The organism is Pseudomonas sp. EA_105y_Pfl2_R69 (assembly GCF_963970915.1).
Classification (GTDB): domain Bacteria; phylum Pseudomonadota; class Gammaproteobacteria; order Pseudomonadales; family Pseudomonadaceae; genus Aquipseudomonas.
The window spans coordinates 356,268-381,590 of the sequence record NZ_CAXAOO010000002.1; the positions used below are offsets into that span (position 1 = coordinate 356,268).

At 62.4% G+C, this 25,323-nt stretch carries 21 protein-coding genes and 1 tRNA gene; 20 read left to right on the forward strand and 2 right to left on the reverse strand.

From position 1 onward, the window contains the following. Positions 1–31: 31 nt before the first annotated feature. Positions 32–958: a quinoprotein relay system zinc metallohydrolase 1 gene (locus AACY13_RS07455; protein WP_339460455.1), complete on the forward strand. Its 927-nt coding sequence runs from the start codon at positions 32–34 to the stop codon at positions 956–958. A gap of 503 nt (positions 959–1,461) precedes the next feature. Here AACY13_RS07455 and AACY13_RS07460 read toward each other — a convergent pair. After that, the gene (locus AACY13_RS07460) at positions 1,462–2,121 is read right to left on the reverse strand and encodes a glutathione S-transferase family protein (protein WP_339460456.1); all 660 of its coding nucleotides are present in this window, start codon (positions 2,119–2,121) and stop codon (positions 1,462–1,464) included. A gap of 506 nt (positions 2,122–2,627) precedes the next feature. Between AACY13_RS07460 and AACY13_RS07465 the strand changes: the two genes are divergently transcribed. From AACY13_RS07465 to AACY13_RS07520, 12 genes are all read left to right on the forward strand, one after another. Beyond that, a complete protein-coding gene (locus tag AACY13_RS07465) occupies positions 2,628–4,403 on the forward strand; it encodes a methanol/ethanol family PQQ-dependent dehydrogenase (protein WP_339460457.1) in 1,776 nt (591 codons plus the stop codon). Positions 4,404–4,899: 496 nt separating this feature from the next. Next, complete coding sequence (exaC, locus tag AACY13_RS07470) at positions 4,900–6,420, forward strand: acetaldehyde dehydrogenase ExaC (protein WP_339460458.1); 1,521 nt, start codon at positions 4,900–4,902, stop codon at positions 6,418–6,420. Positions 6,421–7,241: 821 nt separating this feature from the next. Further along, complete coding sequence (gene pqqA, locus AACY13_RS07475) at positions 7,242–7,313, forward strand: pyrroloquinoline quinone precursor peptide PqqA (RefSeq protein WP_003284930.1); 72 nt, start codon at positions 7,242–7,244, stop codon at positions 7,311–7,313. 45 nt (positions 7,314–7,358) lie between these two features. Further along, a complete protein-coding gene (gene pqqB, locus AACY13_RS07480) occupies positions 7,359–8,273 on the forward strand; it encodes a pyrroloquinoline quinone biosynthesis protein PqqB (protein WP_339460459.1) in 915 nt (304 codons plus the stop codon). 28 nt (positions 8,274–8,301) lie between these two features. Then, the gene (gene pqqC, locus AACY13_RS07485) at positions 8,302–9,054 is read left to right on the forward strand and encodes a pyrroloquinoline-quinone synthase PqqC (protein WP_339460460.1); all 753 of its coding nucleotides are present in this window, start codon (positions 8,302–8,304) and stop codon (positions 9,052–9,054) included. Continuing rightward, complete coding sequence (pqqD, locus tag AACY13_RS07490) at positions 9,051–9,329, forward strand: pyrroloquinoline quinone biosynthesis peptide chaperone PqqD (protein WP_339460461.1); 279 nt, start codon at positions 9,051–9,053, stop codon at positions 9,327–9,329. The genes pqqC and pqqD overlap by 4 nt, the downstream gene beginning before the upstream one ends. After that, positions 9,301–10,455: a pyrroloquinoline quinone biosynthesis protein PqqE gene (pqqE, locus tag AACY13_RS07495; protein WP_339460462.1), complete on the forward strand. Its 1,155-nt coding sequence runs from the start codon at positions 9,301–9,303 to the stop codon at positions 10,453–10,455. Before pqqD ends, pqqE begins: the two co-directional genes overlap by 29 nt. Next, positions 10,443–12,356 (forward strand): alpha/beta hydrolase family protein, encoded by a 1,914-nt coding sequence (locus AACY13_RS07500; protein WP_339460464.1) that lies wholly within the window; start codon positions 10,443–10,445, stop codon positions 12,354–12,356. The genes pqqE and AACY13_RS07500 overlap by 13 nt, the downstream gene beginning before the upstream one ends. 89 nt (positions 12,357–12,445) lie before the next feature. Then, positions 12,446–13,609 carry an alcohol dehydrogenase-like regulatory protein ErcA gene (gene ercA / locus AACY13_RS07505; RefSeq protein ID WP_339460465.1) on the forward strand — a complete coding sequence of 388 codons (1,164 nt, stop codon included), beginning with the start codon at positions 12,446–12,448 and terminating at the stop codon, positions 13,607–13,609. Further along, positions 13,593–15,329, forward strand: a complete 1,737-nt coding sequence (locus AACY13_RS07510) for a hybrid sensor histidine kinase/response regulator (protein WP_339460466.1) — start codon at positions 13,593–13,595, stop codon at positions 15,327–15,329. The genes ercA and AACY13_RS07510 overlap by 17 nt, the downstream gene beginning before the upstream one ends. Positions 15,330–15,429: 100 nt before the next feature. After that, positions 15,430–15,831 (forward strand): PA2779 family protein, encoded by a 402-nt coding sequence (locus AACY13_RS07515; RefSeq protein ID WP_339460467.1) that lies wholly within the window; start codon positions 15,430–15,432, stop codon positions 15,829–15,831. 29 nt (positions 15,832–15,860) lie between these two features. Next, positions 15,861–16,784 (forward strand): PA2778 family cysteine peptidase, encoded by a 924-nt coding sequence (locus AACY13_RS07520; protein WP_339460468.1) that lies wholly within the window; start codon positions 15,861–15,863, stop codon positions 16,782–16,784. A gap of 108 nt (positions 16,785–16,892) precedes the next feature. On the opposite strand, the gene AACY13_RS07525 is transcribed toward AACY13_RS07520, so the two are convergent. Further along, the gene (locus AACY13_RS07525; protein WP_339460469.1) at positions 16,893–18,176 is read right to left on the reverse strand and encodes an NAD(P)/FAD-dependent oxidoreductase; all 1,284 of its coding nucleotides are present in this window, start codon (positions 18,174–18,176) and stop codon (positions 16,893–16,895) included. Between the two features lie 185 nt (positions 18,177–18,361). On the opposite strand from AACY13_RS07525, the gene AACY13_RS07530 reads away from it, so the two are divergent. From AACY13_RS07530 to pheT, 7 genes are all read left to right on the forward strand, one after another. Further along, positions 18,362–18,438 (forward strand) — tRNA-Val (locus AACY13_RS07530). Between the two features lie 243 nt (positions 18,439–18,681). Continuing rightward, a complete protein-coding gene (gene thrS, locus AACY13_RS07535; RefSeq protein ID WP_339460470.1) occupies positions 18,682–20,604 on the forward strand; it encodes a threonine--tRNA ligase in 1,923 nt (640 codons plus the stop codon). 17 nt (positions 20,605–20,621) lie between these two features. After that, positions 20,622–21,155, forward strand: a complete 534-nt coding sequence (gene infC, locus AACY13_RS07540) for a translation initiation factor IF-3 (RefSeq protein ID WP_339460472.1) — start codon at positions 20,622–20,624, stop codon at positions 21,153–21,155. 60 nt (positions 21,156–21,215) lie between these two features. Continuing rightward, complete coding sequence (gene rpmI / locus AACY13_RS07545) at positions 21,216–21,410, forward strand: 50S ribosomal protein L35 (protein ID WP_079202156.1); 195 nt, start codon at positions 21,216–21,218, stop codon at positions 21,408–21,410. A 26-nt stretch (positions 21,411–21,436) separates the two neighbouring features. Beyond that, positions 21,437–21,793: a 50S ribosomal protein L20 gene (rplT, locus tag AACY13_RS07550; RefSeq protein ID WP_090446917.1), complete on the forward strand. Its 357-nt coding sequence runs from the start codon at positions 21,437–21,439 to the stop codon at positions 21,791–21,793. 95 nt (positions 21,794–21,888) lie between these two features. Further along, on the forward strand, positions 21,889–22,905 hold the full coding sequence (gene pheS / locus AACY13_RS07555) for a phenylalanine--tRNA ligase subunit alpha (protein ID WP_339460476.1): 1,017 nt from the start codon (positions 21,889–21,891) through the stop codon (positions 22,903–22,905). Between the two features lie 38 nt (positions 22,906–22,943). Continuing rightward, positions 22,944–25,322 (forward strand): phenylalanine--tRNA ligase subunit beta, encoded by a 2,379-nt coding sequence (gene pheT, locus AACY13_RS07560; protein ID WP_339460478.1) that lies wholly within the window; start codon positions 22,944–22,946, stop codon positions 25,320–25,322. The last annotated feature ends 1 nt before the right edge of the window (position 25,323 follow it).

Consider the following 25,323-nt stretch of genomic DNA (forward strand, 5'->3'; position numbering starts at 1 on the left):
CGCAAGGCGCACCCTACGGGGGGAGAATCCCATGCGCTGGATACTACTGCTGCTGAGCCTGACGCTTGGCCCGGCCCAGGCCGAGTTGAAGTATGAGTTGCAGCCCCGGCAGATCGCCGACGGTGTCTGGCTGCTGCAGGGCAGCACCGACAACTTCGCCCAGAGCAACGGCGGCAATATCGTCAATACCGGGTTTATCGTCAGCGAACAGGGCGTAGTGGTTATCGACAGCGGCCCCTCGAAACGCTACGGCGAAGCCATGCGCCAGGCAATCGCCCGGGTCACCGACAAACCGGTGCTGCAACTGCTGCTGACCCACCACCACCCCGATCATGCCCTCGGCAACCAGGCCTTCGCCGATGTGCCGATAGCCGCCCTGGCCGGCACCCGTAGCCTGCTCGACGAGCAGGGCGATGCCATGGCGGAAAACATGTACCGTCTGGTAGGCGACTGGATGCGCGGCACCGAAGTGCTGCTGCCCAACCAGACCCTGCAACCCGGGGTGCTGCAAGTCGGCGAGCGACGCCTGCATCTGCTGGCACTGAGCGGCCACAGCGGGGCCGACCTGGCGATACTCGACGAAAACAGCGGCGTGCTGTTTGCCGGCGACCTGCTGTTCTACCAGCGCGCCCTGACCACCCCCGGCACCCCGGGGCTGGATACCTGGCTGGCGGATCTCGACCAGCTGCAGCAACTGCCCTGGAAACAGATCGTCCCCGGTCACGGCCCGCTGACCCGCGACGCCGCCCCCTTTGTGCAGATGCGCGACTACCTCGGCTGGCTCGACGACGTGATGCGCAGCGGAGCCGAGCGCGGCGCGGAAATGAACGAACTGATCCGCACCCCCATCCCCGAACGCTTTGCCGGCATCAGCCTGAGCCGCTACGAACTGATTCGCAGCGTCAGCCACCTCTACCCGCGCTACGAGCAGGCGCAGATGCAGCGGGTGGATAGATAAGGCGCTGTCCCCGGTTTTGGTCGGTATACGCTTTTGTAGGAGCGGCGGGGGTGCCTAGCCATGCCCGCGATCACCTGCGCAGTTCGGCAAAGCCAAAGCTCGCGGCTAAAGCCCCTCCTACGGGGGGATTGGCTTCGGCTGGGGCTTGGATAGGTTCTTCCCGGATTGCGCGGGAGCTTATTCGAGCTACGGGCTGCACTTTGGCCTGCCAAGCGAAACCCGACGTCTTTTCAATGGCTATGTACCAATTACATGTTGTAAGCAGCTTTTGTAGGGTGGGTTAGCGACGCCGAATACTGCTCGATAATCCAAATGCGATAGTGGTGCGGCGCGTAACCCACCAGACGGTAGAACGCGTTGCGCCGATGGTGGGTTACGCCGCATGCCGGGTGAGGAGATGCTTGGCAATCCCCACACGCGGCTAACCCACCCTACGAATTACCGCGGCCTGGACATCGGGGCAGGCCCGCACGATGCAACACATAGATGGCGGCATAGCCTTTTCAATCCCGATCGGGCGCGCCCAGTGGAAATAGGTGGCGATAGGGGCGCGCCTCATCCACCGCTCTGACGAAGGAGGGGCGCGCCAGCAGGCGTTGGCGCAGGCCATGCACCCGGGCCAGGGTCGGGCTGATCGGCTGCACCCAGTCGGCATAGAACAGCGCGGGCGCGGCGGCGCAATCGGCGAGGCTGAAGCTGTCGCCTGCCGCCCACTGGCGACCGATCAGGCTGGTGTCGAGCCAGTGGTAGGCGCTGTCGAGCATCTGCCGGGCTTCGCTGACGCCCTGAGGATCGCGGCTATCGGCCGTGCGGAGGCTATCGAAGACGATTTTCTGCATCGGCGTGGAAATGTAGTTGTCGAAGAAGCGATCCATCGTCCGCACTTCCAGCGCCGCGCGTGGGTCCTCGGGGAGCAGGCGTAGCGGACCGGGATGATAGAGATCCAGGTACTCGATGATGATGCTCGACTCCAGCCCCCCACGCTCGTTATCCAGCAGCACGGGAAAGCGCTTGAGCGGCCAGAGCGCGGCGAGTTCGGCCGCCGTCTGCGGGTCATCCGGCGCGAGCAGGCGCATCTCGAACGCGGTGGCGTTTTCATAAAGCGCGATCAGCACCTTCTGGCAGTACGACGAGAAGGGGTGGGCATAGAGTTTCAGCGACATGGGCGATTCCTCGAGTCGACAGGTTGCAGATTAGGTCGTGGCGGCAGGACGCGCGTCCTTGCCAACAACCCCTAGTCGTTTGCCACGACGCGGAATCGACAAGCGCTGGGCAAAAAGCTGCTTCGCCTATTGCAGCGTCAGCTCCTCGCCGCGTTCCTGCTGCCAGGCGTCCAGGCTCTGGCTGCGCTCCATTGCTTGACCCGCGACTAGGCGCTGGTGCTCGCCGGAGCGGCACTTATGTCGCTCGCAGAAGCCGAGCGGCACAACTAATCCGGCGACGCGGAGCGGGGGCGGCCCGTGGTCGACGCCTGGTGTGGCGGTATCCGCAGGGCCGTGGTCGGCGGCGCGGCGAGTCTGTGCTGGGGTTCAGGCGGGGAGTATTGCTACCAAGGAACTAGGGAAATCGGTACTGCGTTCAATTGCTGGGCAACCCCCATAGGCCAAGAATCTGTCACACACCGGGAAAACTTCCCGGTAATAACAATGAACCCACAGAGGTAGCCGCAATGAAACACTCTGGTCTACGCAAGCCTTTCGTTCTCAGCACGCTGTGTGCCGCCATGTTGATGTCCGGCGCGAGCGCATGGGCCGTTACCGACAAGGAAATTCTCGGTGACGTGAATACCACCCATGAAATCGTCACCAACGGTATGGGCCTGCAAGGCCAGCGTTACAGCCCGCTGGATACTATCAACGTCGACAATATCAAGGATCTGCGCCCGGTCTGGGCGCTGTCCTTCGGCGGCGAGAAGCAGCGCGGTCAGCAGGCCCAGCCGATGATCAAGGACGGCGTGATGTACGTTACCGCCTCCTACTCGCGGGTGTTTGCGGTCGATGCGCGTACCGGCAAGGAGCTGTGGCAGTACGATGCGCGCCTGCCGGAAGATATCCGCCCGTGCTGCGACGTGATCAACCGCGGCGTGGCCCTGTACGGCGACCTGGTGATCTTCGGCACCCTGGACGCCAAGCTGGTAGCCCTGAACAAGGACACCGGCAAGGTGGTATGGCGCAAGAGCGTGGCCGACCACAAGGCCGGTTACTCGATCACCGCCGCGCCGCTGGTGATCAACGGCAAGCTGATCACCGGGGTGTCCGGTGGCGAGTTTGGCGTGGTCGGCAAGATCGAAGCCTATGACCCGAAAAACGGCGAGCTGCTGTGGACCCGTCCTACCGTGGAAGGCCATATGGGCTATGTCTACAAGGACGGCAAGGCGGTCGAGAACGGCATCAGCGGCGGCGAAGCCGGCAAGACCTGGCCGGGCGACCTGTGGAAGACCGGCGGCGCGGCCCCTTGGCTGGGCGGCCTGTACGACCCGGAAACCAACCTGCTGCTGTTCGGCACCGGTAACCCGGCCCCGTGGAACTCGCACCTGCGCCCTGGCGACAACCTCTATTCGTCCTCGCGTCTGGCCCTGAACCCGGATGACGGCACCATCAAGTGGCACTTCCAGACCACCCCGCACGACGGCTGGGACTACGACGGCGTCAACGAACTGGTGTCGTTCAACTACCAGGAAGGCGGCAAGACCATCCAGGCCGCAGCTACCGCCGACCGTAACGGCTTCTTCTACGTACTGGATCGCACCAACGGCAAGTTTATCCGCGGCTTCCCCTTCGTCGACAAGATCACCTGGGCCAAGGGCCTGGACAAGAACGGCCGGCCGATCTACGACGACAGCAACCGTCCGGGTGCGCCGGGCAGCGAAACCAAGGGCAAGAGTGTGTTCGCCGCGCCGGCCTTCCTCGGCGCGAAGAACTGGATGCCGATGGCCTACAGCCAGGACACCGGGCTGTTCTATGTGCCGAGCAACGAGTGGGGCATGGACATCTGGAACGAGGACATCGCCTACAAGAAGGGCGCGGCCTACTTGGGTTCGGGCTTCACCATCAAGCCGCTGAACGAGGACTATATCGGCGTGCTGCGCGCCATCGACCCGAAAACCGGCAAGGAAGTCTGGCGGCACAAGAACTTCGCGCCACTGTGGGGCGGGGTGATGACCACCAAGGGCAACCTGGTGTTCACCGGTACGCCTGAGGGCTTCCTGCAGGCCTTCAACGCCAAGACCGGCGACAAGGTCTGGGAATTCCAGACCGGTTCCGGCGTACTCGGCTCCCCGGTTACCTGGGAAATGGACGGCGAGCAGTATGTCTCCGTACTCTCCGGTTGGGGCGGCGCGGTGCCGCTGTGGGGCGGCGAAGTGGCCAAGCGGGTGAAGGACTTCAACCAGGGCGGTATGCTCTGGACCTTCAAACTGCCCAAGGACCTGGTGGCCAAGCGCTGATCCCTTAGCGCAGAAGCTGCAATGCTGCACAAGGCCGGCTCATTAGCCGGCTTTGTGCTTTCTGTCGTCTGGTGGATCTGCAGAGCTATCGATGGGCAAGCCTTACAGGAGGTAGGAACGGGCCATGCCTCGGGTCGCCGGATGGAGTCCGGGAGCGGTTTGGCCGGCGCAGACTTGTTCCGGATTGCATCCGGGCTCCGGATGCGCAGGCCTTTGTGGGCGGGGAAAGCGGCGAGTCGCGAACCTTTCGCGCTGCCGGTTGCCAACCCCTTACCGGACGTGCGCCGCGCTGTCGACGGCGCGGCTCGGCAGTAGCGCCTATGCTGAGCACTCCAGAGCCCTGCCGCGCGGCATAGGGCCGGGCTGTCTACTACCAAATGAGTAGCAGTCCCATGCCATGGACGCATACCGGCCGCGCCGGCAGCTTCCTAATATCGAACCATGACCTGCGCCTCGTTCCCGGCGGCAGGCTCCGACAACAAGAGAGGTCAGCATCATGATTTACGCTAAACCCGGTACTCCAGGCGCAGTCATCAATCTCAAGCCGCGCTATGGCAACTTTATCAACGGCGAATTCATCGCGCCGCTGGGCGGCAGCTATTTCACCAACACCAGCCCGGTCGATGCCTCGGTAATCGGCGAGTTCCCACGCTCCGATGCCGCCGATATCGAACTGGCCCTGGACGCCGCCCACGCCGCCGCCGATGCCTGGGGCAAGACCAGCGTGCAGGCCCGTTCGCTGGTATTGCTGAAAATCGCCGACCGCATCGAAGCCAATCTCGAACTGCTGGCCGTGGCCGAGACCTGGGACAACGGCAAGGCCGTGCGCGAAACCCTGAATGCCGACGTGCCCCTGGCCGCCGACCACTTCCGCTACTACGCCGGTTGCATCCGCGCTCAGGAAGGCAGCGCCGCCGAGATCGACGAGCACACCGCCGCCTATCACTTCCACGAGCCGCTGGGCGTGGTCGGGCAGATCATCCCGTGGAACTTCCCGCTGCTGATGGCCGCCTGGAAACTCGCCCCGGCCCTGGCCGCCGGCAACTGCGTAATCTTGAAGCCAGCCGAGCAGACGCCGCTGTCGATCACCGTACTGATGGAGCTTATCGGCGACCTGCTGCCGCCGGGCGTGCTCAACGTGGTGCAGGGCTTCGGTCGCGAAGCCGGTGAGGCCCTGGCCACCAGCAAGCGCATCGCCAAGATCGCCTTCACCGGTTCCACCCCGGTCGGTTCGCACATCCTCAAGTGCGCCGCCGAGAACATCATCCCTTCGACCGTGGAGCTGGGCGGCAAGTCGCCGAACATCTTCTTCGAAGACATCATGAACGCCGAGCCGGCCTTTATCGAAAAAGCCGCCGAAGGCCTGGTCCTGGCCTTCTTCAACCAGGGCGAAGTGTGCACCTGCCCATCTCGCGCCCTGGTGCAGGAGTCGATCTACGACGCCTTCATGGTCGAGGTGATGAAGAAGATCAAGGTGATCAAGCGCGGCGACCCGCTGGACACCGAGACCATGGTTGGTGCCCAGGCTTCCGAGCAGCAGTACGACAAGATCCTCAGCTACCTGGATATCGCCCAGCAGGAAGGTGCCGAGCTGCTCACCGGTGGCGCGGCCGAACGCCTGGAAGGCGACCTGGCCAGCGGTTACTACATCCAGCCGACCCTGCTCAAGGGCAACAACAAGATGCGTGTGTTCCAGGAAGAGATCTTCGGCCCGGTGGTGGGTATCACCACCTTCAAGGACGAAGCCGAAGCCCTGGCGATCGCCAACGACACCGAGTTCGGCCTGGGTGCCGGTCTGTGGACCCGCGACATCAACCGCGCCTACCGCATGGGCCGGGCGATCAAGGCCGGTCGCGTATGGACCAACTGCTACCACCTGTACCCGGCGCACGCCGCGTTCGGTGGCTACAAGAAGTCCGGCGTCGGCCGCGAAACCCACAAGATGATGCTCGACCACTACCAGCAGACCAAGAACCTGTTGATCAGCTATGACATCAACCCGCTGGGCTTCTTCTGAGAGCCAGCACACGATCTGCTGCGCGTTGGCCCTACTGCGTTAGAAACAGGCTCGGAATGCTCATTTACAAAAGTAAACTCCGCTTCCTCGCCTGTTTCTGCCTTGTAGGTCTTTAGCTCGCAAGATCGTGAGCAGGCTCTGCGTCAAACCCGGCACGTTCGCTCCAGCGTGCCGGCTCACCCTGCGAAAGGCCCTCAGGGCAGGATTTGCAGCAGGCTGCAGCGGCCTGAGCGTTACCCCGGCAAATCACTCTCGCAACGCGGCTTCGGCCGCGTTTTTTATTTTGGCTATGTACCCGTTATGTGCTGAAGCCTGTGAACCGCAAGATGATGTCTAGAGTGCGCTGATTCGTAGGGTGGGTTAGCGACGCCGTAACACCGTCCGAAAACCCATCCGCGAAAGTGGCGCGGCGCGTAACCCACCAGCCAATGGAACGCGTTGCGCCGTTGGTGGGTTACGCCGCGTGCCGGGTGATGTGATGCTTGGCAATCCCCACACTCGGCTAACCCACCCTACGAAAGCTGTATGCAACTTGGGACGTAGCCTTCTTATTGCGCTGCGTTCTGCCCCGCGCGGCGCGGCCGTGACGACGGCACTGCGACAACGGCCCGGGGTACACCTTTGGCTACATATTCCCGACTGTTGCCAGGCAGGGCAGGGGCTACAGTTCTTCTGGCTGCAAGGCTGCCGCGGGAGGTCGGTGCGGGTTCCTACCAATGCTCGGCCAACTTACTCCCAAAGTACCATTTAGTCGTGCGCCGCTCCGGTGCATAACTAGCACTACCGGAATTCGCCGGTTTTGATAAGAAGAGGACCGCGCCATGTGGACTAAACCCGCCTTCACCGATATGCGCATTGGTTTCGAAGTCACCATGTACTTCGCCAATCGTTGATCCGCCTGCCCCGGCCTTGTCGGGGCATCTCACCCGGAATTCGCCATGCATATCCAGATTCTCGGTTCCGCCGCCGGCGGTGGTTTCCCCCAGTGGAACTGCAATTGCCATAACTGCCGCGGCGTACGCGATGGCAGCCTGCGCGCTCAGCCGCGCACCCAGTCGTCCATTGCCCTGTCCGACGATGGGGTCAACTGGATACTGTGCAACGCCTCGCCCGATATCCGCGCCCAGATCGAAGCCTTCCCGGCCCTGCAGCCGGCCCGCAAGGTGCGTGATACGGCGATTGGCGCAATCATCCTGCTGGACAGCCAGATCGATCACTGCACCGGTCTGTTGACCCTGCGTGAAGGCTGTCCGCACAAGGTCTGGTGTACCGAGATGGTGCACCAGGATCTGACCAGCGGTTTTCCGCTGTTCACTATGCTCGACCATTGGAACGGTGGCCTGCAGCATCAACTGATCGAACTGGGCGGGGTGCCGTTCAGCATTCCGACCTGCCCGAACCTGTCGATCACCGCCATTGCCCTGCGCAGCAGCGCGCCGCCTTATTCGCCGCACCGCGGCAACCCGCACCCCGGCGACAATATCGGCCTGTTCGTCGAGGACCTGCGCACTGGCAGCACGCTGTTCTATGCCCCGGGCCTGGGCCAGGTGGACGAGGCGCTGCTGGCCTGGATGCGCCGCGCCGATTGCCTGCTGGTGGACGGCACGCTGTGGCGCGACGACGAAATGCGCCACTGCGGGGTGGGCGACAAGCTCGGCAGCGAGATGGGCCATCTGCCGCAGAGCGGCCCCGGCGGCATGCTCGAGGTGTTGGACGGCCTGCCGGCCAGCCGCAAGATCCTTATCCATATCAACAACACCAACCCGATTCTCAATGTCGACTCGCCCGAGCGCGCGCAACTCGCGGCCCATGGCGTCGACGTCGCCTGGGACGGTATGAGCATCAATTTGTAGGGTGCGCGCTGCGCACCGGAGAACCATGATGAGCCAGACCGCCATGAGCCCCGCCGAATTCGAGCAGGCGCTGCGCGCCAAGGGCGCTTACTACCATATCCATCACCCCTTCCACCGGGCCATGTACGCAGGCACGGCGAGCCGCGAACAGATCCAGGGCTGGGTGGCCAACCGCTTCTATTACCAGGTGTGCATCCCGCTCAAGGATGCCGCGATCATGGCCAACTGCCCGGACCGCGACACCCGCCGCGAATGGGTGCAGCGCATCCTCGACCACGACGGCGCACCCGGCGAGGAGGGCGGTATCGAAGCCTGGCTGCGCCTGGCCGAAGCGGTGGGCCTGGACCGCGAGCAGGTGTTGTCCCAGGAGCTGGTGCTGCCCGGGGTGCGCTTTGCCGTGGACGCCTACGTCAACTTCGCCCGCAGAGCGAGCTGGCAGGAAGCCGCCAGCAGCTCGCTGACCGAACTGTTCGCCCCGACCATCCATCAGTCGCGCCTGGACGCCTGGCCGCAGCACTATCCCTGGATCGACGCCGGCGGCTACGACTACTTCCGCAAGCGCCTGAAGGAGGCGCGCCGCGATGTCGAACACGGCCTGCGCATCACACTTGCCTATTACCGCACGGTCGAGGCCCAGCAGCGCATGCTGGAGATCCTGCAGTTCAAGCTGGACGTGCTGTGGAGCATGCTCGATGCCATGAGCATGGCCTATGAGCTGGAGCGCCCGCCGTACCATACGGTGACGGCCGAGCGGATCTGGCACCGGGGGATCGCGTTATGAGCCAGTCCCTTGTCGGTATGACCCCCAGGCTGCGCCGCGGCTTTCGCCTGCAGTTCGAGCCGGTGCAGAACTGCCATGTGCTGCTCTACCCGGAAGGCATGATTAAACTCAACGACAGCGCCGGGGAAATCCTCAAACAGGTCAACGGCAGCCATAGTGTCAGCCAGATCATCGCTGCGCTGAGTGAGCGCTTTCCCGATGTGCCAGGGCTCGATGAAGACATCCTGGCCTTTATGGAGGTAGCCAATGCACAGTTCTGGATCGAGCTTCAGTAAGCCGGGCCATGAAGCGGGGCCGCCGCTCTGGCTGCTGGCCGAGCTGACCTACCGCTGCCCGCTGCAGTGCCCCTACTGCTCCAACCCGCTGGATTTCAGCCAGCAGGGCGCGGAGCTGTCCACCGCCGAATGGCTTGAGGTGTTCCGCCAGGCCCGCGAACTGGGGGCGGCGCAGCTGGGTTTTTCCGGCGGCGAGCCGCTGGTGCGTCAGGACCTGGCCGAGCTGATCAAGGGCGCGCGCGACCTGGGCTACTACACCAACCTGATCACCTCCGGTATCGGCCTGACCGAGGCGCGTATCACCGAGTTCGCCGAGGCCGGACTGGACCATATCCAGATCAGCTTCCAGGCCGCCGACGAGGAGGTGAACAACCTGCTGGCCGGCTCCAAGAAGGCCTTCGCCCAGAAGCTGGCCATGGCCCGGGCGGTCAAGGCGGCCGGCTACCCCATGGTGCTGAACTTCGTCACCCACCGGCACAATATCGACAATATCGAACGCATCATCGAGCTGTGCCTGGAGCTGGAAGCGGACTTCGTCGAGCTGGCCACCTGTCAGTTCTACGGCTGGGCCGAACTCAACCGCGCCGGCCTGTTGCCGACCCGTGCCCAGCTCGAGCGCGCCGAGCGCATCACCAATGAGTGGCGGGCCAAGCTCGCGGCCGAAAACCACCCCTGCAAGCTGATCTTCGTCACCCCGGATTACTACGAGGAGCGGCCCAAGGCCTGCATGAACGGCTGGGGCAACCTGTTTCTCGATATCACCCCGGACGGCACCGCGCTGCCGTGCCACAGCGCACGCCAGTTGCCGGTGCAGTTTCCCAATGTGCGCGAACACAGCATCGAACATATCTGGCGGCATTCCTTCGGCTTCAACCGCTTTCGCGGTGACGACTGGATGCCCGAGCCTTGCCGTTCGTGTGATGAGAAGCACAAGGACTTCGGCGGCTGCCGCTGCCAGGCCTTTATGCTCACGGGAGATGCCAGCAACGCCGACCCGGTGTGCAGCAAGTCGGCCCACCATGACCTTATCCTCGCCGCGCGCCAGCAGGCCGAAGATGCGCCGCAAGGGTTGGATGAGTTGCAGTACCGCAACGACAAGGCCTCGCGGCTTATATGCAAGGCGTAGCCGACCCCGACAGAGTCTGGAGCGCCGCCCAGGCCGCGGCGGCCAGCGCCGATTTCGCCGAGTTGCACGCCGCTCATGGCGGCCTGCTGTGGGTGGCCTTCGACCCGCAGCCGGCCCGCTGCGGGCTGTTCTTCTGGCGTGAGGGTCAGCCCCGTGAGCTGACCCCGCCCGCTTATTCGGTGCGCAGCCGGGTCTATGAGTACGGCGGCGGTGCCTGTTGCGCCACCGCGCAGGGCGCGGCATTTGTCAACGAGGCCGATCAGCAGGTCTACCTGCTAACGTCCGTTGATGATACCCATGGCGCACCCTGCGCCCTTACCCAACGCCCGCAGTGCCGCTATGGCGAGCTGTCCTTCGTGCCGGCCTGGCAGGCGCTGCTGGCGGTGGAGGAAAGCCGCGAGGCAGAAAGCGTTGTGCATCGCCTGGTGCGCATCGGCCTGGACGCTGGTCGCCGGGTGCTGGTCGAGGGGGCCGATTTCTACGCCGGCGCGGTGGCCAGTGGCGATGGCCGCCAGCTGGCCTGGATCGAATGGGATCGGCCGAGCCTGCCCTGGGTCGCCACGCGGCTATGCCAGCGCGAAGAGGGCGGCACGGTCAGCGTGCTGGCCGGCGGGCAAGGCGATCAAGCGCTGCAGCAGCCGCGCTTCGATAAGGACGGCCGGCTCTGGGTGTTGTCCGACCAGGCGGGCTGGTGGCAGCCATGCTGTGTCGATGACGAGGACGGCGGTGCGCACGGCCTAGGCGGCCCCGCGTCACCCTACGATCATGCGGCTGCGCCCTGGCAACTGGGTGGTTGCAGTTATCTGCCGCTGGTCGACGGCGAGATGCTGCTGACTCGTTTCGAAGAAGGTAGTGGCGTCCTTGTAGGGTGCGCCGTGCGCACCAATGCACTCGGCGTCGAGGTCGATGGTGCGCACAGCCTAGGCGGCCCCGCGTCACCCTACGAGTGGGCAATCGGCGAACGGCGCTTGGCGCAGGATTACAGCCGCTTTCGCGCCTTGGCGGCGGATGCCGGGCATTACTACTGTATCGCCGCCTCACCGAGCCGGCTGCCGGCTGTGCTGGCGATTGCCCGAGATGACGGCGCGGTACGAATATTGGCCGGTGGCGAGAAACCCTTGAGCGAAACGCACCTTTCTCTGCCGCAGCCCTTTGACTGCGCGGTGGGCACGGGCGAGCGCTGCCATGGGTTTTTCTATCCGCCGATGGACAAGGCTGAGAAACCGCCGCTGCTGGTCTTTCTCCATGGCGGCCCGACGTCGGCCTGCTACCCGGTGTTCGATCCGCGTATCGCCTTCTGGACGCTGCGCGGCTACGCCGTGCTCGACCTCAATTACCGTGGCAGCAGCGGCTATGGCCGCGCCTATCGCCTGCGTTTAGCAGGACAGTGGGGCGCGCTGGAGGTGGAGGACATCCGCGCCGCCGTTGCCAAGCTGGCGGACGAGGGTGGTATCGACCCGGCACGGGTATTCGTGCGCGGTGCCAGTGCCGGCGGCTACAGCGCCCTGTGCGCTCTGGTCGGCGGCGGCTTTGCCGGTGGGGCCAGCCTCTATGGGGTCAGCGACCCGCTGGCGTTGCGCCGGGTCACCCACAAGTTCGAGGCCGATTACCTCGACTGGCTGATCGGCGATCCGCAGCGCGACGCCGCCCGCTACCAGGCGCGCACGCCGCTGCTGCATGCCGGGAAGATCGGCGTTCCGGTGATCTTCTTCCAGGGTGGCCTGGATGCGGTGGTGTTGCCGGCGCAGACCGAGGCCATGGTCGCCGCCCTGCGCGACCGCGGCGTGCCGGTGGAGTACCGGTTGTATGCCGACGAGCGCCATGGCTTTCGCCAGGCGGCCCACCTGGCCGATGCTCTGCAGGCCGAGCTGGCGTTCTATCAGCGCGTGCTGCAGGGCTGATTACGCCAGGGCTTATGCCTTGGTTGCATTGCATTCACTAGACAATGCAGTACGCTGGCCGGTGATACCCGCCAATCACAGGCCGTTGTATGAGCCAAACTCTGAGCCAGCTGCGTAAATTCGTTTCTCCGGAAATCATCTTCGGTGCCGGTTGCCGCCACCATGTCGGCAACTACGCCAGCACCTTCGGCGCGCGCAAGGTGCTGGTGGTGTCCGACCCGGGTGTGGTGGCCGCCGGTTGGCTGGCCGATGTCGAAGCCAGCCTGCAGGCCCAGGGCCTGGAGTACTGCCTGTATACCGGGGTGTCGCCCAACCCGCGGGTGGACGAGGTGATGCTCGGCGCGGAGATCTATCGCGCCAACCAGTGCAACCTGATCGTCGCCATCGGCGGCGGCAGCCCGATGGACTGTGCCAAGGGCATCGGCATCGTCGTCGCCCATGGCCGCAGCATTCTCGAATTCGAAGGGGTCGACACCATCCGCGTGCCCAGCCCGCCGCTGATCCTGATTCCCACCACCGCCGGCACCTCGGCGGATGTCTCGCAGTTCGTGATCATCTCCAACCCGCTGGAACGGATGAAGTTTTCCATCGTCAGCAAGGCGGTGGTGCCCGATGTGTCGCTGATCGACCCGGAAACCACCGCCAGCATGGATCCCTTCCTCTCCGCCTGTACCGGTATCGACGCCCTGGTGCATGCCATCGAGGCCTTCGTTTCCACCGGTAGCGGGCCGTTGACCGATCCCCATGCCCTGGAAGCCATGCGCCTGATCAACGGCAACCTGGTGCAGATGATCGCCAATCCGCAGGACATCCTGCTGCGCGAGAAGATCATGCTCGGCAGCATGCAGGCCGGCCTGGCCTTCTCCAACGCCATCCTCGGCGCAGTGCATGCCATGAGCCACAGCCTCGGCGGCTTTCTCGATCTGCCCCACGGCCTGTGCAATGCGGTGCTGATCGAGCATGTGGTGGCCTTCAACTACAGCGCTGCGCCGGACCGCTTCAAGGTGATTGCCGAAACCCTCGGCATCGACTGCCGCGGCCTGAACCACAAGCAAATCAGCCTGCGCCTGGTTGAGCACCTGATCGCCCTCAAACGCGCCGTGGGTTTCCATGAAACCCTCGGCCTGCACGGCGTCGGCAACTCGGATATCCCCTTCCTGTCGCGCCACGCCATGGGCGACCCTTGCATCCTCACCAATCCGCGTGAATCCAGCCAGCGTGACGTTGAGGTGGTGTATGCCGAGGCGCTCTGACCCCGAGCAAAGCCAGAGCGATGCGCTGACCGGGCTGCTCGGCCTGGGTAGCCACTCGACGCGCAAGAGCCATTACCCGGAGCTGACCGCCCGCCTGGAGGAGCTGGAGACCGAGCGCAACCGCTACAAGTGGCTGTTCGAACACGCGGTGCACGGTATCTTCCAGGCCAGCCTGCATGAAGGCTTTCGCGCGGCCAACCCGGCCCTGGCGCGCATGCTCGGTTATGACGACCCGCAGGAAGTGCTGTGGTCGCTGAGCGGTCTGGCCAACTACCTGTTCGTCGGCGGCGTCGAGGAATTGCAGCAGATCCGCCAGCGCCTCGGCAGCGGCCCGGGTCTGTTCGGTTACGAGACCCAGTTGCGGCGCAAGGACGGCAGCGTTATCGACGTGCTGATGAACCTGCTGCTCAAACCCGGCGAGGAGGGGCTGTTCGAGGGTTTCGTCGCCGATATCACCGAGCGCAAGCAGGCCCAGCAACGCCTGCAACTGCTCAACGACGAGTTGGAGCAGCGGGTAGGTGCGCGTACCGCCGAATTGCAGGAAGCCAATCGCAACCTGCAGCAACAGATAGTCGAGCGCGAACGCATCGAGCAGGCCTTGCGCGAGGCTCGCGATGCCGCCGAGGCGGCCAATCGCAGCAAGGACAAGTACCTGGCCGCGGCCAGCCACGACCTGCTGCAACCGCTCAACGCCGCGCGCCTGCTGATCTCGACCCTGCGCGAACGCAGCCTGCCGAGCGCGGAACACAATCTGGTCGAGCGCAGCCATCAGGCCCTGGAAGGGGCCGAGGACTTGCTGACCGACCTGCTGGATATCTCCAGATTGGACCAGGCGGCGATCAAGCCGGATATCGATGTGTACCGCCTGGAAGAACTGCTCGCGCCCCTGGCCTCGGAGTTTCAGCCGGTGGCCGAGGCCGAGGGGCTGGCATTCAAGGTGCGCATTACCGAGTGCAGCATCAGCACCGACTTTCGCCTACTGACCCGCATCCTGCGCAACTTCCTCAGCAATGCCTGTCGCTATACCGAGCAGGGGCGGATTTTTCTCGGGGCGCGCAAGCGCGGTGCATTCCTCGAGCTGCAGGTGTGGGACAGCGGTCGCGGCATTGCCGCAGACCAGCTGGAGAGCATCTTCCTCGAATTCAACCAGTTGCACGTCGACCGCGCCGCCGAACGCAAGGGGGTTGGCCTGGGCCTGGCGATTGTGGAGCGCATCGCGCGTATCCTCGGCTATCCGGTGCAGGTCCGTTCGCAGCCGGGGCGGGGCTCGATGTTCAGCATCCTGGTGCCCCTGGCCGAGCACCTGGCAGTGGCCGCTGTGACAACTGCGCCGCAACCGCTACTCGGCGATCCGCTGCCAGGGCGGCGTCTGCTGGTGGTGGATAACGAATTGAGCATCCTCCACAGCATGGCCGCGCTGCTCGGTCAGTGGGGCTGCGAGGTGGTGACCGCAACCGATCAGCAGGCCGCCTTGGCGGCCCTCGAACAGCGCGCGCCGGATCTGATCGTGGCCGATTACCATCTCGACCACGGGGTGCTCGGCTGCCAGGTCGTGGCCCAGCTACGCGAGCATTTCGCCGCCAGCATTCCGGCGCTGATCATCACCGCCGACCGCAGCGATCAATGCCGCCGTGACCTGCAACGCATGGGCGTGCCGTTGCTCAACAAACCGGTCAAACCTGGCAAGTTGCGTGCGGTACTGAGTCAGTTACTGCGCTAATCCCGGATATGTGCCGCCTGCGGGGCCTGTTTACGCGGCCTGAGGAACCACTTGAGCATTGGCCAGGTCATAACAACTAGGTCGATAAGGAGATAGAACAATGCTCAAAAAAACGTTCTTCCGTCGCTTGGCCGCCACCCTGGCGGTATTTCACGTGCTGGTGATTGTGCAGGTACCTATGGCCAATGCCGCAATGGTTGGGACTGCCGAAGTGCTGTACGAACAGCAGCAACAGGTCGATCGTCAGCAACTGCTCGGCATGCTCGAAGATCAGGGCGTGCAGGAAAAGCTACAGGGAATGGGTGTTGACCGTTCGCAGGTTGAAGAGCGCATCAACAGCCTGACCAATGCCGAACTGGCGCAGTTCAATCAGCAGTTGTCTGAAGCCCCCGCAGGTGCAGGTGTGGTCGGGGTTATCGTGTTGTTCTTGGTGATCTTCATCATCACCGATATGCTCTGCGCCACTAATATCTTCAGTTTCGTCAAATGCATAAATCGCTGACAGTCAGTCGTGTACTCCCACTTGCTCTGATGCTGTTGCTTACCGCTTGCGCGAAGTCTCCGGTGTTACCGCCGGAGACTTCGCGTTTGCCTGAGCGGGTCGAATTGAGCAGTACCCCCTTCTTTGCCCAGAGCGCCTACCAGTGCGGCCCGGCCGCGCTGGCGACCATGCTTAACCAGCGTGGCGTGACAACCAGCCCTGGCTTGCTTCAGGAACGGGTGTATATCCCCGGTCGTGAGGGCAGTCTGCAGGTCGAAATGGTCGCCACCGCACGGGCTCATGACCTGCTGGTGTATCCGTTGCCGCCGCGGCTGGACGCGGTGCTGGCCGAAGTGGCAGCCGGTAACCCGGTGCTGGTGCTGCAGAACCTGGCGTTCGATTGGTATCCGAGGTGGCATTTTGCCGTGGTGGTCGGCTATGACCAGCGCGAGCGCAGCCTGATTCTGCGCTCGGGTACCACGCGACGCCTGATTACCAGCTTCGCCAGCTTCGACAAGACCTGGGCCCGTGGCGGCCGCTGGGCAATGTTGACCCTGCCGGCGGATAAGCTGCCGGCCCAGGCCGAATTACGCCCCTGGCTCAAGGCGGCCAGCGACCTCGAGGAAACCGGGCGCGGTGCAGCGGCGCAGCGGGCCTATCGCACCGCGGTCCAGCGGTGGCCGGACGAATCGGTGGCCTGGTTCGCCCTGGCCAACAGCCGCTACGCCAGTGGCGACCTGGCCGGGGCCGAGGCGGCGCTGCGCAGAAGTCTGGCGCAGCAAGCGGATTTCGCCGCCGGCTGGTTCAACCTGGCCCAGCTGATGAGTGAGCGCGGTTGCCCGCAGGTCGCACAGCAGGCCAGGTCCTGCGCACAACGCCTGGCCCCTGAGGACAAGCGCTTTGCCGCTGGGCTGGCAGCGGCCGCGCTCAGTGCCCAGCAGTGTTCGGCGTTGCCGGCCTGCCCGGCGAACTGAACGTCCAGTGAATGTGGCCTTGGCCGCAGCCTGCAGCGCAGTCCAGAGCGGTACATAAACAAAAAAACGGCACCCTTGGGTGCCGTTTTTTATGCTTCGGAGGTGGGGTTAGACACCCAGCTTGTCACGCAGGGTGTAGTACCAGGCCCCCAGAGCACTGAACGGTACCTGGAACAGTTGGCCGCCGGGGAAGGGGTAGTGCGGCAGTTCGGCGAAGGCGTCGAAGCGCTCGGCCTGGCCGCGCAGGGCTTCGCCCAGGACCTTGCCGGCCAGGTGGGTGTAGGTCACGCCATGGCCGCTACAGCCTTGCGAGTAATAGATGTTGTCGCCGAGGCGGCCGACCTGGGGCAGGCGCGACAGGGTCAGCAGGAAGTTGCCGGTCCAGGCGTAGTCGATCTTCACGTCCTTCAGTTGCGGGAAGGCCTTGAGCATCTTCGGTCGGATGATTGCTTCGATGTTGGCCGGATCGCGCGCGCCGTAGACCACGCCGCCGCCGAAGATCAGGCGCTTGTCACCGCTTAGGCGGTAGTAGTCGAGCAGGTAGTTGCAGTCTTCGACGCAGTAATCCTGCGGCAGCAGGCTCTTCGCCAGCTCATCGGACAGCGGCTCGGTGGTGATCACCTGGGTGCCGCAGGGCATCGACTTGGCCGACAGCTCGGGAATCAGGTTGCCCAGGTAGGCGTTGCCGGCGATCACCACGAACTTGGCCTTGATCCGCCCGTTGGGGGTGTGCACCACGGGGTTAGCGCCACGGTCGATGCGGATGGCCGGCGATTGCTCGTAGATCACCCCGCCCAGGGATTCCACGGCCGCCGCTTCGCCCAGTGCCAGGTTGAGCGGGTGAATATGGCCGCCGCTCATATCGAGCAGGCCACCCTTGTAGATGTCGGTACCCACCACCTCGCGAATGCGCTCGGCATCCATCAGCTCCAGCTGGGTGTGGCCATAGCGCTCCCACAGCTTCTTCTGCGACTCGAGGTGCTTCATGTGCTTGGCGGTGTTGGCGGCGAAGACGCCACCGTCTTTGAGGTCGCACTGGATATCGTACTTCTTGATCCGCTCACGGATGATGCGGCCGCCTTCGAAGGCCATGTCGCCCAGCAGTTTCGCCTGCTTGGGGCCGACAGTGCGCTCGATCACGTCGATGTCACGGCTATAGCTGTTAACGATCTGGCCACCGTTGCGCCCGGAAGCACCAAAGCCGACCTTGGCCGCCTCGACGATGCTGACCTTGAAGCCGTTCTCCAGCAGGGCGATGGCGGTGGACAGACCGGTGTAGCCTGCGCCGACGATGCACACATCGGTTTCGCTCTCGCCGTTGAGTTCAGGGCGGGCCGGCACGGGATTGGCGGAAGCCGCGTAATAGGATTGTGGATAAGCTGTGTGCGCCATTTTGCAACCTCTGTTCTTTATTTTTTACGAATAGACGGATGCTACCTGAGTTGAAAATGCTCGGCTAGTGGGCTGTGCGAAATATTAAACGCACCACTGAACAGTAAAAAATTCATTTATTCAGGCAGTTAGCTAAAAAACCTGTTGACACTTTTGTGCGTGGCCGTAGAATGCGCACCCATCGGAGGCACATAGCTCAGTTGGTTAGAGCACCACCTTGACATGGTGGGGGTCGTTGGTTCGAATCCAATTGTGCCTACCAAATTCGATAAAAAGGGTCGCCCAGGCGACCCTTTTTTATTGGGCGGCTTGCCAGTAGGCCTGGCTTTCTGCAAGCATCCCAGCGCTTATTTCCATTTATAAAAACCTCCAGTGACCCCGGTCCGGTTTTGGTTGGCTTAACAGGCTCCTGCCACCGTATGGCAGGCATACCGCCGCATCGCTTACTGGCTCATCCCAACCCATGTGGCCTTTGGTAGAGGTCACCACTAGGAGAGGAGGCGCCATGCCCATCATTACTCTTCCCGACGGCAGTCAGCGTACGTTCGAGCATCCGGTGTCCGTACTCGAGGTGGCGCAATCCATTGGTGCGGGCCTGGCCAAGGCTACGTTGGCCGGCAAGGTCAACGGCAAGCTGGTCGATGCTTGTGATCTGATCGACGCTGACGCGACCCTGCAAATCATCACGCCGAAGGATCAGGAAGGTCTAGAGATCATCCGCCATTCCTGTGCGCATTTGATCGGTCATGCGGTCAAGCAGCTGTTTCCGACCGCTAAAATGGTGATCGGTCCGGTCATTGAAGAAGGTTTTTATTACGACATCGCCTCCGAGCGTCCTTTTACCCTGGAGGACGTGGCGGCGATCGAGCAGCGCATGCAGCAGCTGATCGAAAAAGACTACGACGTGATCAAGAAGGTCACCCCGCGCGCCGAGGTGATCGATGTGTTCGCCTCGCGTGGTGAAGACTACAAGCTGCGTCTGGTCGAAGACATGCCGGACGAGCAGGCCATGGGCCTGTACTACCACGAAGAATACGTCGACATGTGCCGCGGCCCGCATGTGCCGAATACGCGTTTCCTCAAGGCATTCAAACTGACCAAGTTGTCCGGTGCCTACTGGCGCGGCGATGCCAAGAACGAGCAGCTGCAGCGGGTCTATGGCACTGCCTGGGCCGACAAGAAGCAGTTGGCGGCCTATATCCAGCGTATCGAGGAGGCCGAGAAGCGCGATCACCGCAAGATCGGCAAGCGCCTGAACCTGTTCCATACCCAGGAAGAAGCGCCGGGCATGGTGTTCTGGCACCCCAATGGCTGGACCCTGTATCAGGTGCTCGAGCAGTACATGCGTAAAGTGCAGCAGGAGCATGGCTACCTGGAGATCAAGACTCCGCAGGTGGTTGATCGCTCGTTGTGGGAGAAATCCGGGCACTGGGCCAACTACGCCGAGAACATGTTCACCACCGAGTCGGAAAGCCGCGACTACGCGATCAAGCCGATGAACTGCCCGTGCCATGTGCAGGTGTTCAATCAGGGCCTGAAGAGCTACCGCGAGCTGCCGATGCGTCTGGCCGAGTTCGGTGCCTGTCACCGTAACGAGCCGTCCGGTGCGTTGCACGGCATCATGCGCGTGCGTGGCTTCACTCAGGACGATGCGCATATCTTCTGCACCGAAGAGCAGATGCAGGCTGAATCCGCTGATTTCATCAAGCTGACCCTGGCGGTGTATGCCGACTTCGGCTTTACCGATATCCAGCTCAAACTCTCGACCCGCCCGGACAAGCGTGTGGGCTCCGATGATCTGTGGGATCGCGCGGAGGCGGCCTTGGCTTCCGCGCTGGACAGTGCCGGGCTGGCTTATGACCTGCAGCCGGGGGAGGGCGCGTTCTACGGGCCGAAGATCGAATTCTCGTTGAAGGATTGCCTGGGACGGGTCTGGCAGTGTGGTACCCTGCAGCTCGATTTCAACCTGCCTGTGCGTTTGGGTGCCGAATACGTCAGTGAGGACAACAGCCGCAAGCATCCGGTGATGTTGCACCGGGCGATTCTCGGTTCCTTCGAGCGCTTTATCGGGATTCTGATTGAGCACTACGAAGGTGCATTCCCGGCCTGGTTGGCACCGACTCAGGCGGTGGTGATGAATATCACCGACAAGCAGGCCGATTTTGCCCTCGAAGTGGAAAAAACTCTCACTCAGAGCGGGTTTCGTGCCAAGTCTGACTTGAGAAACGAAAAAATTGGCTTTAAAATCCGCGAGCATACTTTGCTCAAGGTTCCCTATCTGCTGGTTATAGGCGATCGGGAAGTAGAGATGCGAACTGTCGCCGTGCGTACCCGTGAAGGTGCTGATCTGGGCTCTATGCCCATCACTCAATTCGCTGAATTCCTCGCGCAGGCGGTTTCCCGGCGTGGTCGCCAAGATTTGGAGTAAAGATTATTAAGCGTGAAATGAGACAAGATAAGCGAGCTGCACCGAAAGCCCCGATCAACGAGAATATCTCGGCGCGCGAGGTTCGGTTAATTGGCGCAGAGGGTGAGCAGCTCGGGATTGTGTCAATTGAAGACGCGCTTCTTAAGGCCGAAGAGGCCAAGCTGGATCTGGTGGAAATTTCCGCCGATGCAGTACCGCCTGTTTGCAAGCTGATGGACTACGGCAAGTCGATCTTCGAAAAGAAGAAGCAGATTGCTGCGGCCAAGAAAAACCAGAAGCAGATTCAGGTTAAAGAAATCAAGTTTCGTCCAGGGACGGAGGAAGGGGATTACCAGGTAAAACTACGCAACCTGGTACGTTTCCTTAGTGATGGGGACAGGGCCAAGGTATCGCTTCGATTCCGCGGCCGTGAGATGGCGCATCAGGAGCTGGGCATGGAGCTGTTGAAGCGGGTTGAAAATGACCTGCTTGAATACGGCACCGTTGAACAGCATCCAAAGATGGAAGGACGCCAGCTGATCATGGTCATCGCCCCCAAAAAGAAGAAGTAACCACCAGGGCACGGCAGGCCTTGCGGTTATGTTTATCAACTGAATGCGGAGTATCCGAACATGCCAAAGATGAAAACTAAGAGTGGTGCAGCCAAGCGTTTTCTCAAAACCGCTAACGGCTTCAAGCACAAGCACGCTTTCAAGAGCCACATCCTGACCAAGATGTCCACTAAGCGTAAGCGTCAACTGCGCGGTAGCACCATGGTGCATCCGTCCGACGTAGCAAAAGTGGCGCGCATGCTGCGCGTTCGATAATCCGGTCAAGATAGAGGAAATTACTCATGGCTCGTGTAAAGCGCGGCGTTATCGCTCGCAAGCGTCACAAAAAAATTCTGAAACTCGCTAAAGGCTACTACGGTGCGCGTTCGCGCGTATTCCGCGTTGCCAAGCAGGCTGTGATCAAGGCAGGCCAGTACGCCTACCGCGACCGCCGTCAAAGGAAGCGTCAGTTCCGCGCCCTGTGGATCGCTCGTATCAACGCTGGTGCTCGTGTTAACGGTCTGTCCTACAGCCGTTTCATTGCCGGCCTGAAAAAAGCGTCCATCGAGATCGACCGTAAGGTATTGGCTGATCTGGCAGTGAACGAAAAAGCGGCGTTTGCTGCGATTGTCGAGAAAGCGAAAGCCATTCTGGCTTAAGTCCCCGACAATCACCGGGCTCGCCCGGTGTTGAACGTCACCAATAGGGGAAGAGCCTTCAAGCTCTTCCCCTATTTCGTATCTGGAGTCTGTAAATGGAAAATCTGGATGTGCTGGTCTCGCAAGCGCTTGAGGCCGTTAGCCACACCGACGATGTGAATGCCCTCGAGCAGTTGCGGGTTCACTATCTGGGCAAGAAAGGCGAGTTGACTCAGGTGATGAAGACCCTGGGCAGCCTGTCGGCGGAAGAGCGTCCGCAAGCCGGGGCTCTGATCAATGCCGCCAAGGACAAGGTTCAGGACGCCCTGAACAGCCGTAAGGCGACCCTTGAGGGGGCTGCATTGAGTGCCAAGCTGGCAGCCGAGCGCATCGATGTGACGCTGCCTGGGCGTGGCCAGACTTCCGGTGGCCTGCATCCGGTTACCCGGACTCTGGAGCGCGTCGAGCAGTTTTTCACCCGGATCGGCTACGGCATCGCCGAAGGCCCCGAAGTGGAAAACGACTACCACAACTTCGAGGCGCTCAATATCCCCGGCCACCACCCGGCGCGGGCGATGCATGACACCTTCTATTTCAACGCGAATATGTTGCTGCGCACCCACACCTCGCCGGTTCAGGTGCGCACCATGGAATCGCAGCAGCCACCAATCCGCATCGTTTGCCCCGGCCGCGTCTATCGCTGCGACTCCGATATCACCCACTCGCCGATGTTCCACCAGGTCGAAGGCCTGCTGGTCGACGAGAACGTGAGTTTTGCCGATCTCAAGGGCACCATCGAAGAGTTCCTTCGAGTGTTCTTCGAGAAGCCCCTGGGCGTGCGCTTCCGTCCGTCCTTCTTCCCCTTCACCGAGCCCTCGGCCGAAGTCGATATGCAGTGCGTGATGTGCAGCGGCAAGGGTTGCCGCGTGTGCAAGCAGACCGGCTGGCTGGAAGTCATGGGTTGCGGCATGGTCCATCCGAACGTGCTGCGCATGTCTGGCATCGACCCCGAAAAATATTCCGGCTTTGCCTTCGGTATGGGCGTCGAGCGCCTGGCGATGCTGCGTTATGGCGTCAACGACTTGCGTCTGTTCTTCGATAACGACCTGCGATTCCTGGCGCAATTTCGCTAGAAGCGCACGACCGTAACCGAATTGTTTAGGAGAGCAGGATGAAATTCAGTGAACAATGGCTGCGTAGCTGGGTAAACCCGCAGGTTTCCCGTGACGAGCTGGTGGCGCGCCTGTCCATGGCGGGCCTGGAAGTGGATAGCGTGGCCCCGGCTGCCGGGATATTCAGTGGTGTAGTGGTCGGCGAGGTGCTCAGCACCGAACAGCACCCGGATGCCGACAAATTGCGCGTGTGCCAGGTCAGCAGCGGCGCGGAAACTTTTCAGGTGGTGTGCGGCGCGCCCAATGTGCGCCCCGGCCTGAAGATTCCCTTTGCCATGATTGGTGCCGAGCTGCCGGGCGACTTCAAGATCAAGAAGGCCAAGCTGCGCGGCGTCGAATCCAACGGCATGCTGTGCTCGGCCTCCGAGCTGCAGATCAGCGAAGAGAACGATGGCCTGATGGAGCTGCCGGCCGATGCGCCGGTGGGGCAGGATATCCGCGCCTATCTCGAGCTGAACGATGCCAGTATCGAAGTCGATCTGACCCCGAATCGCGGCGACTGCCTGTCCCTGGCCGGCCTGGCCCGTGAAGTCGGTGCCCTGTACGACGCGCCGGTGACCCGTCCGCAGATTGCGGCGGTTGCGCCGAGCCATGATGAGGTGCGTCCGGTCGAAATCCTGGCTCCCCAGGCTTGCCCGCGTTATCTCGGTCGTGTGCTGCGCAATGTCGATCTGTCCAAGCCGACGCCGTTGTGGATGGTCGAGCGTCTGCGTCGCGCCGATGTGCGTAGCATCGATGCCGCGGTGGATATCACCAACTATGTGATGCTCGAGCTGGGCCAGCCGATGCATGCCTTCGATCTCGCCGAGATCAACGGCGGCATCCGTGTGCGCATGGCCGAAGAGGGCGAGAAGCTGGTGCTGCTCGACGGCCAGGAAGTCAGCCTGCGTGCCGATACCCTGGTGATCGCCGACCATCAACGCGCCTTGGCGATTGCCGGCGTCATGGGTGGCGAGCACAGCGGCGTAAGTGCCAAGACCTGCGACCTGTTCCTCGAAAGCGCCTTCTTCGACACCATCGCGATTGCCGGCAAGGCCCGCTCCTATGGTCTGCACACCGATTCGTCGCACCGCTTCGAGCGTGGCGTGGACTGGCAATTGGCGCGTGAAGCAATGGAGCGCGCGACGGCGCTGCTGCTGGAAATCGTCGGCGGCGAGGCCGGTCCGATTATCGAGGCGGTCGATCAGGAGCAGTTGCCCAGTGTTGCGCCAGTCACCTTGCGTGCCGAGCGCATCGAACAGATGCTCGGCTTGCGGATGGATGATGACGAAGTCGTCCGTCTGCTGGCCGCGCTGGGTTTGGGCGTTAGTACTGTTAATGCCGGGCAGTGGCAGATCGAAGTACCAAGCCATCGTTTCGATATCAGCCTGGAAGTCGACCTGATCGAAGAGCTGGCGCGCTTGTACGGTTACAACCGCTTGCCTGTGCGTTATCCGCAAGCGCGCCTGGCACCGCAGGCCAAGGCCGAAGCCGCTGTCGAGTTGCCGACTCTGCGCCGTCTGCTGGTGGCGCGTGGCTATCAGGAGGCCATCACCTACAGCTTTATCGATCCCAAGCTGTTCGAGCTGTTCAATCCCGGAATCGAGCCGCTGATGCTGGCCAACCCGATCTCTGCCGATATGGCGGCCATGCGCACGTCACTCTGGCCGGGATTGGTCAAGGCGCTGGAACATAACCTCAATCGCCAGCAGCCGCGGGTGCGTCTATTCGAAAGCGGCCTGCGCTTTGTTGGCCAGTTAGAGGGTTTGCAGCAGGAGCCGATGCTGGCCGGTGTGCTGTGTGGCGCGCGTCTGCCGGAGAGCTGGGCCCATGGCCGCGATGGCGTCGATTTCTACGATCTGAAGGCCGATGTCGAGGCGCTTCTGGCCAGTGCTGGGGCGGCGGATAGCTTCAGCTTCATTCCGGGCGAGCACCCCGCATTGCATCCAGGGCAGACGGCGCGCATCGAGCGCGAGGGTCGCCTGGTCGGGTTTATGGGGGCCATGCATCCGGAGTTGGCCAAGGCGCTAGGTCTTGATCAGCCGGTGTATATGTTCGAGCTGGTTCTGGCTGAAATCGCTCAGGGTCGTATGCCGGCATTCAAGGAGTTGTCGCGCTTCCCTGAGGTGCGCCGCGACCTGGCTTTGCTGGCTGATCGGGATGTACCGGCCTCGGCATTGCTCGCGGCCATACGCGAGTCTGCGGGGGAGTGGCTGACCGACCTCAAGCTATTTGACGTATATCACGGTAAAGGTATTGATCCTCATAGAAAAAGCCTTGCCGTCGGCTTGACCTGGCAGCATCCATCGCGCACTCTTAATGACGATGAGGTGAGTAACACAACGCAAAATATTCTCACCTCCCTGGAACAAAGGTTCAACGCCACGTTAAGGAAGTAGC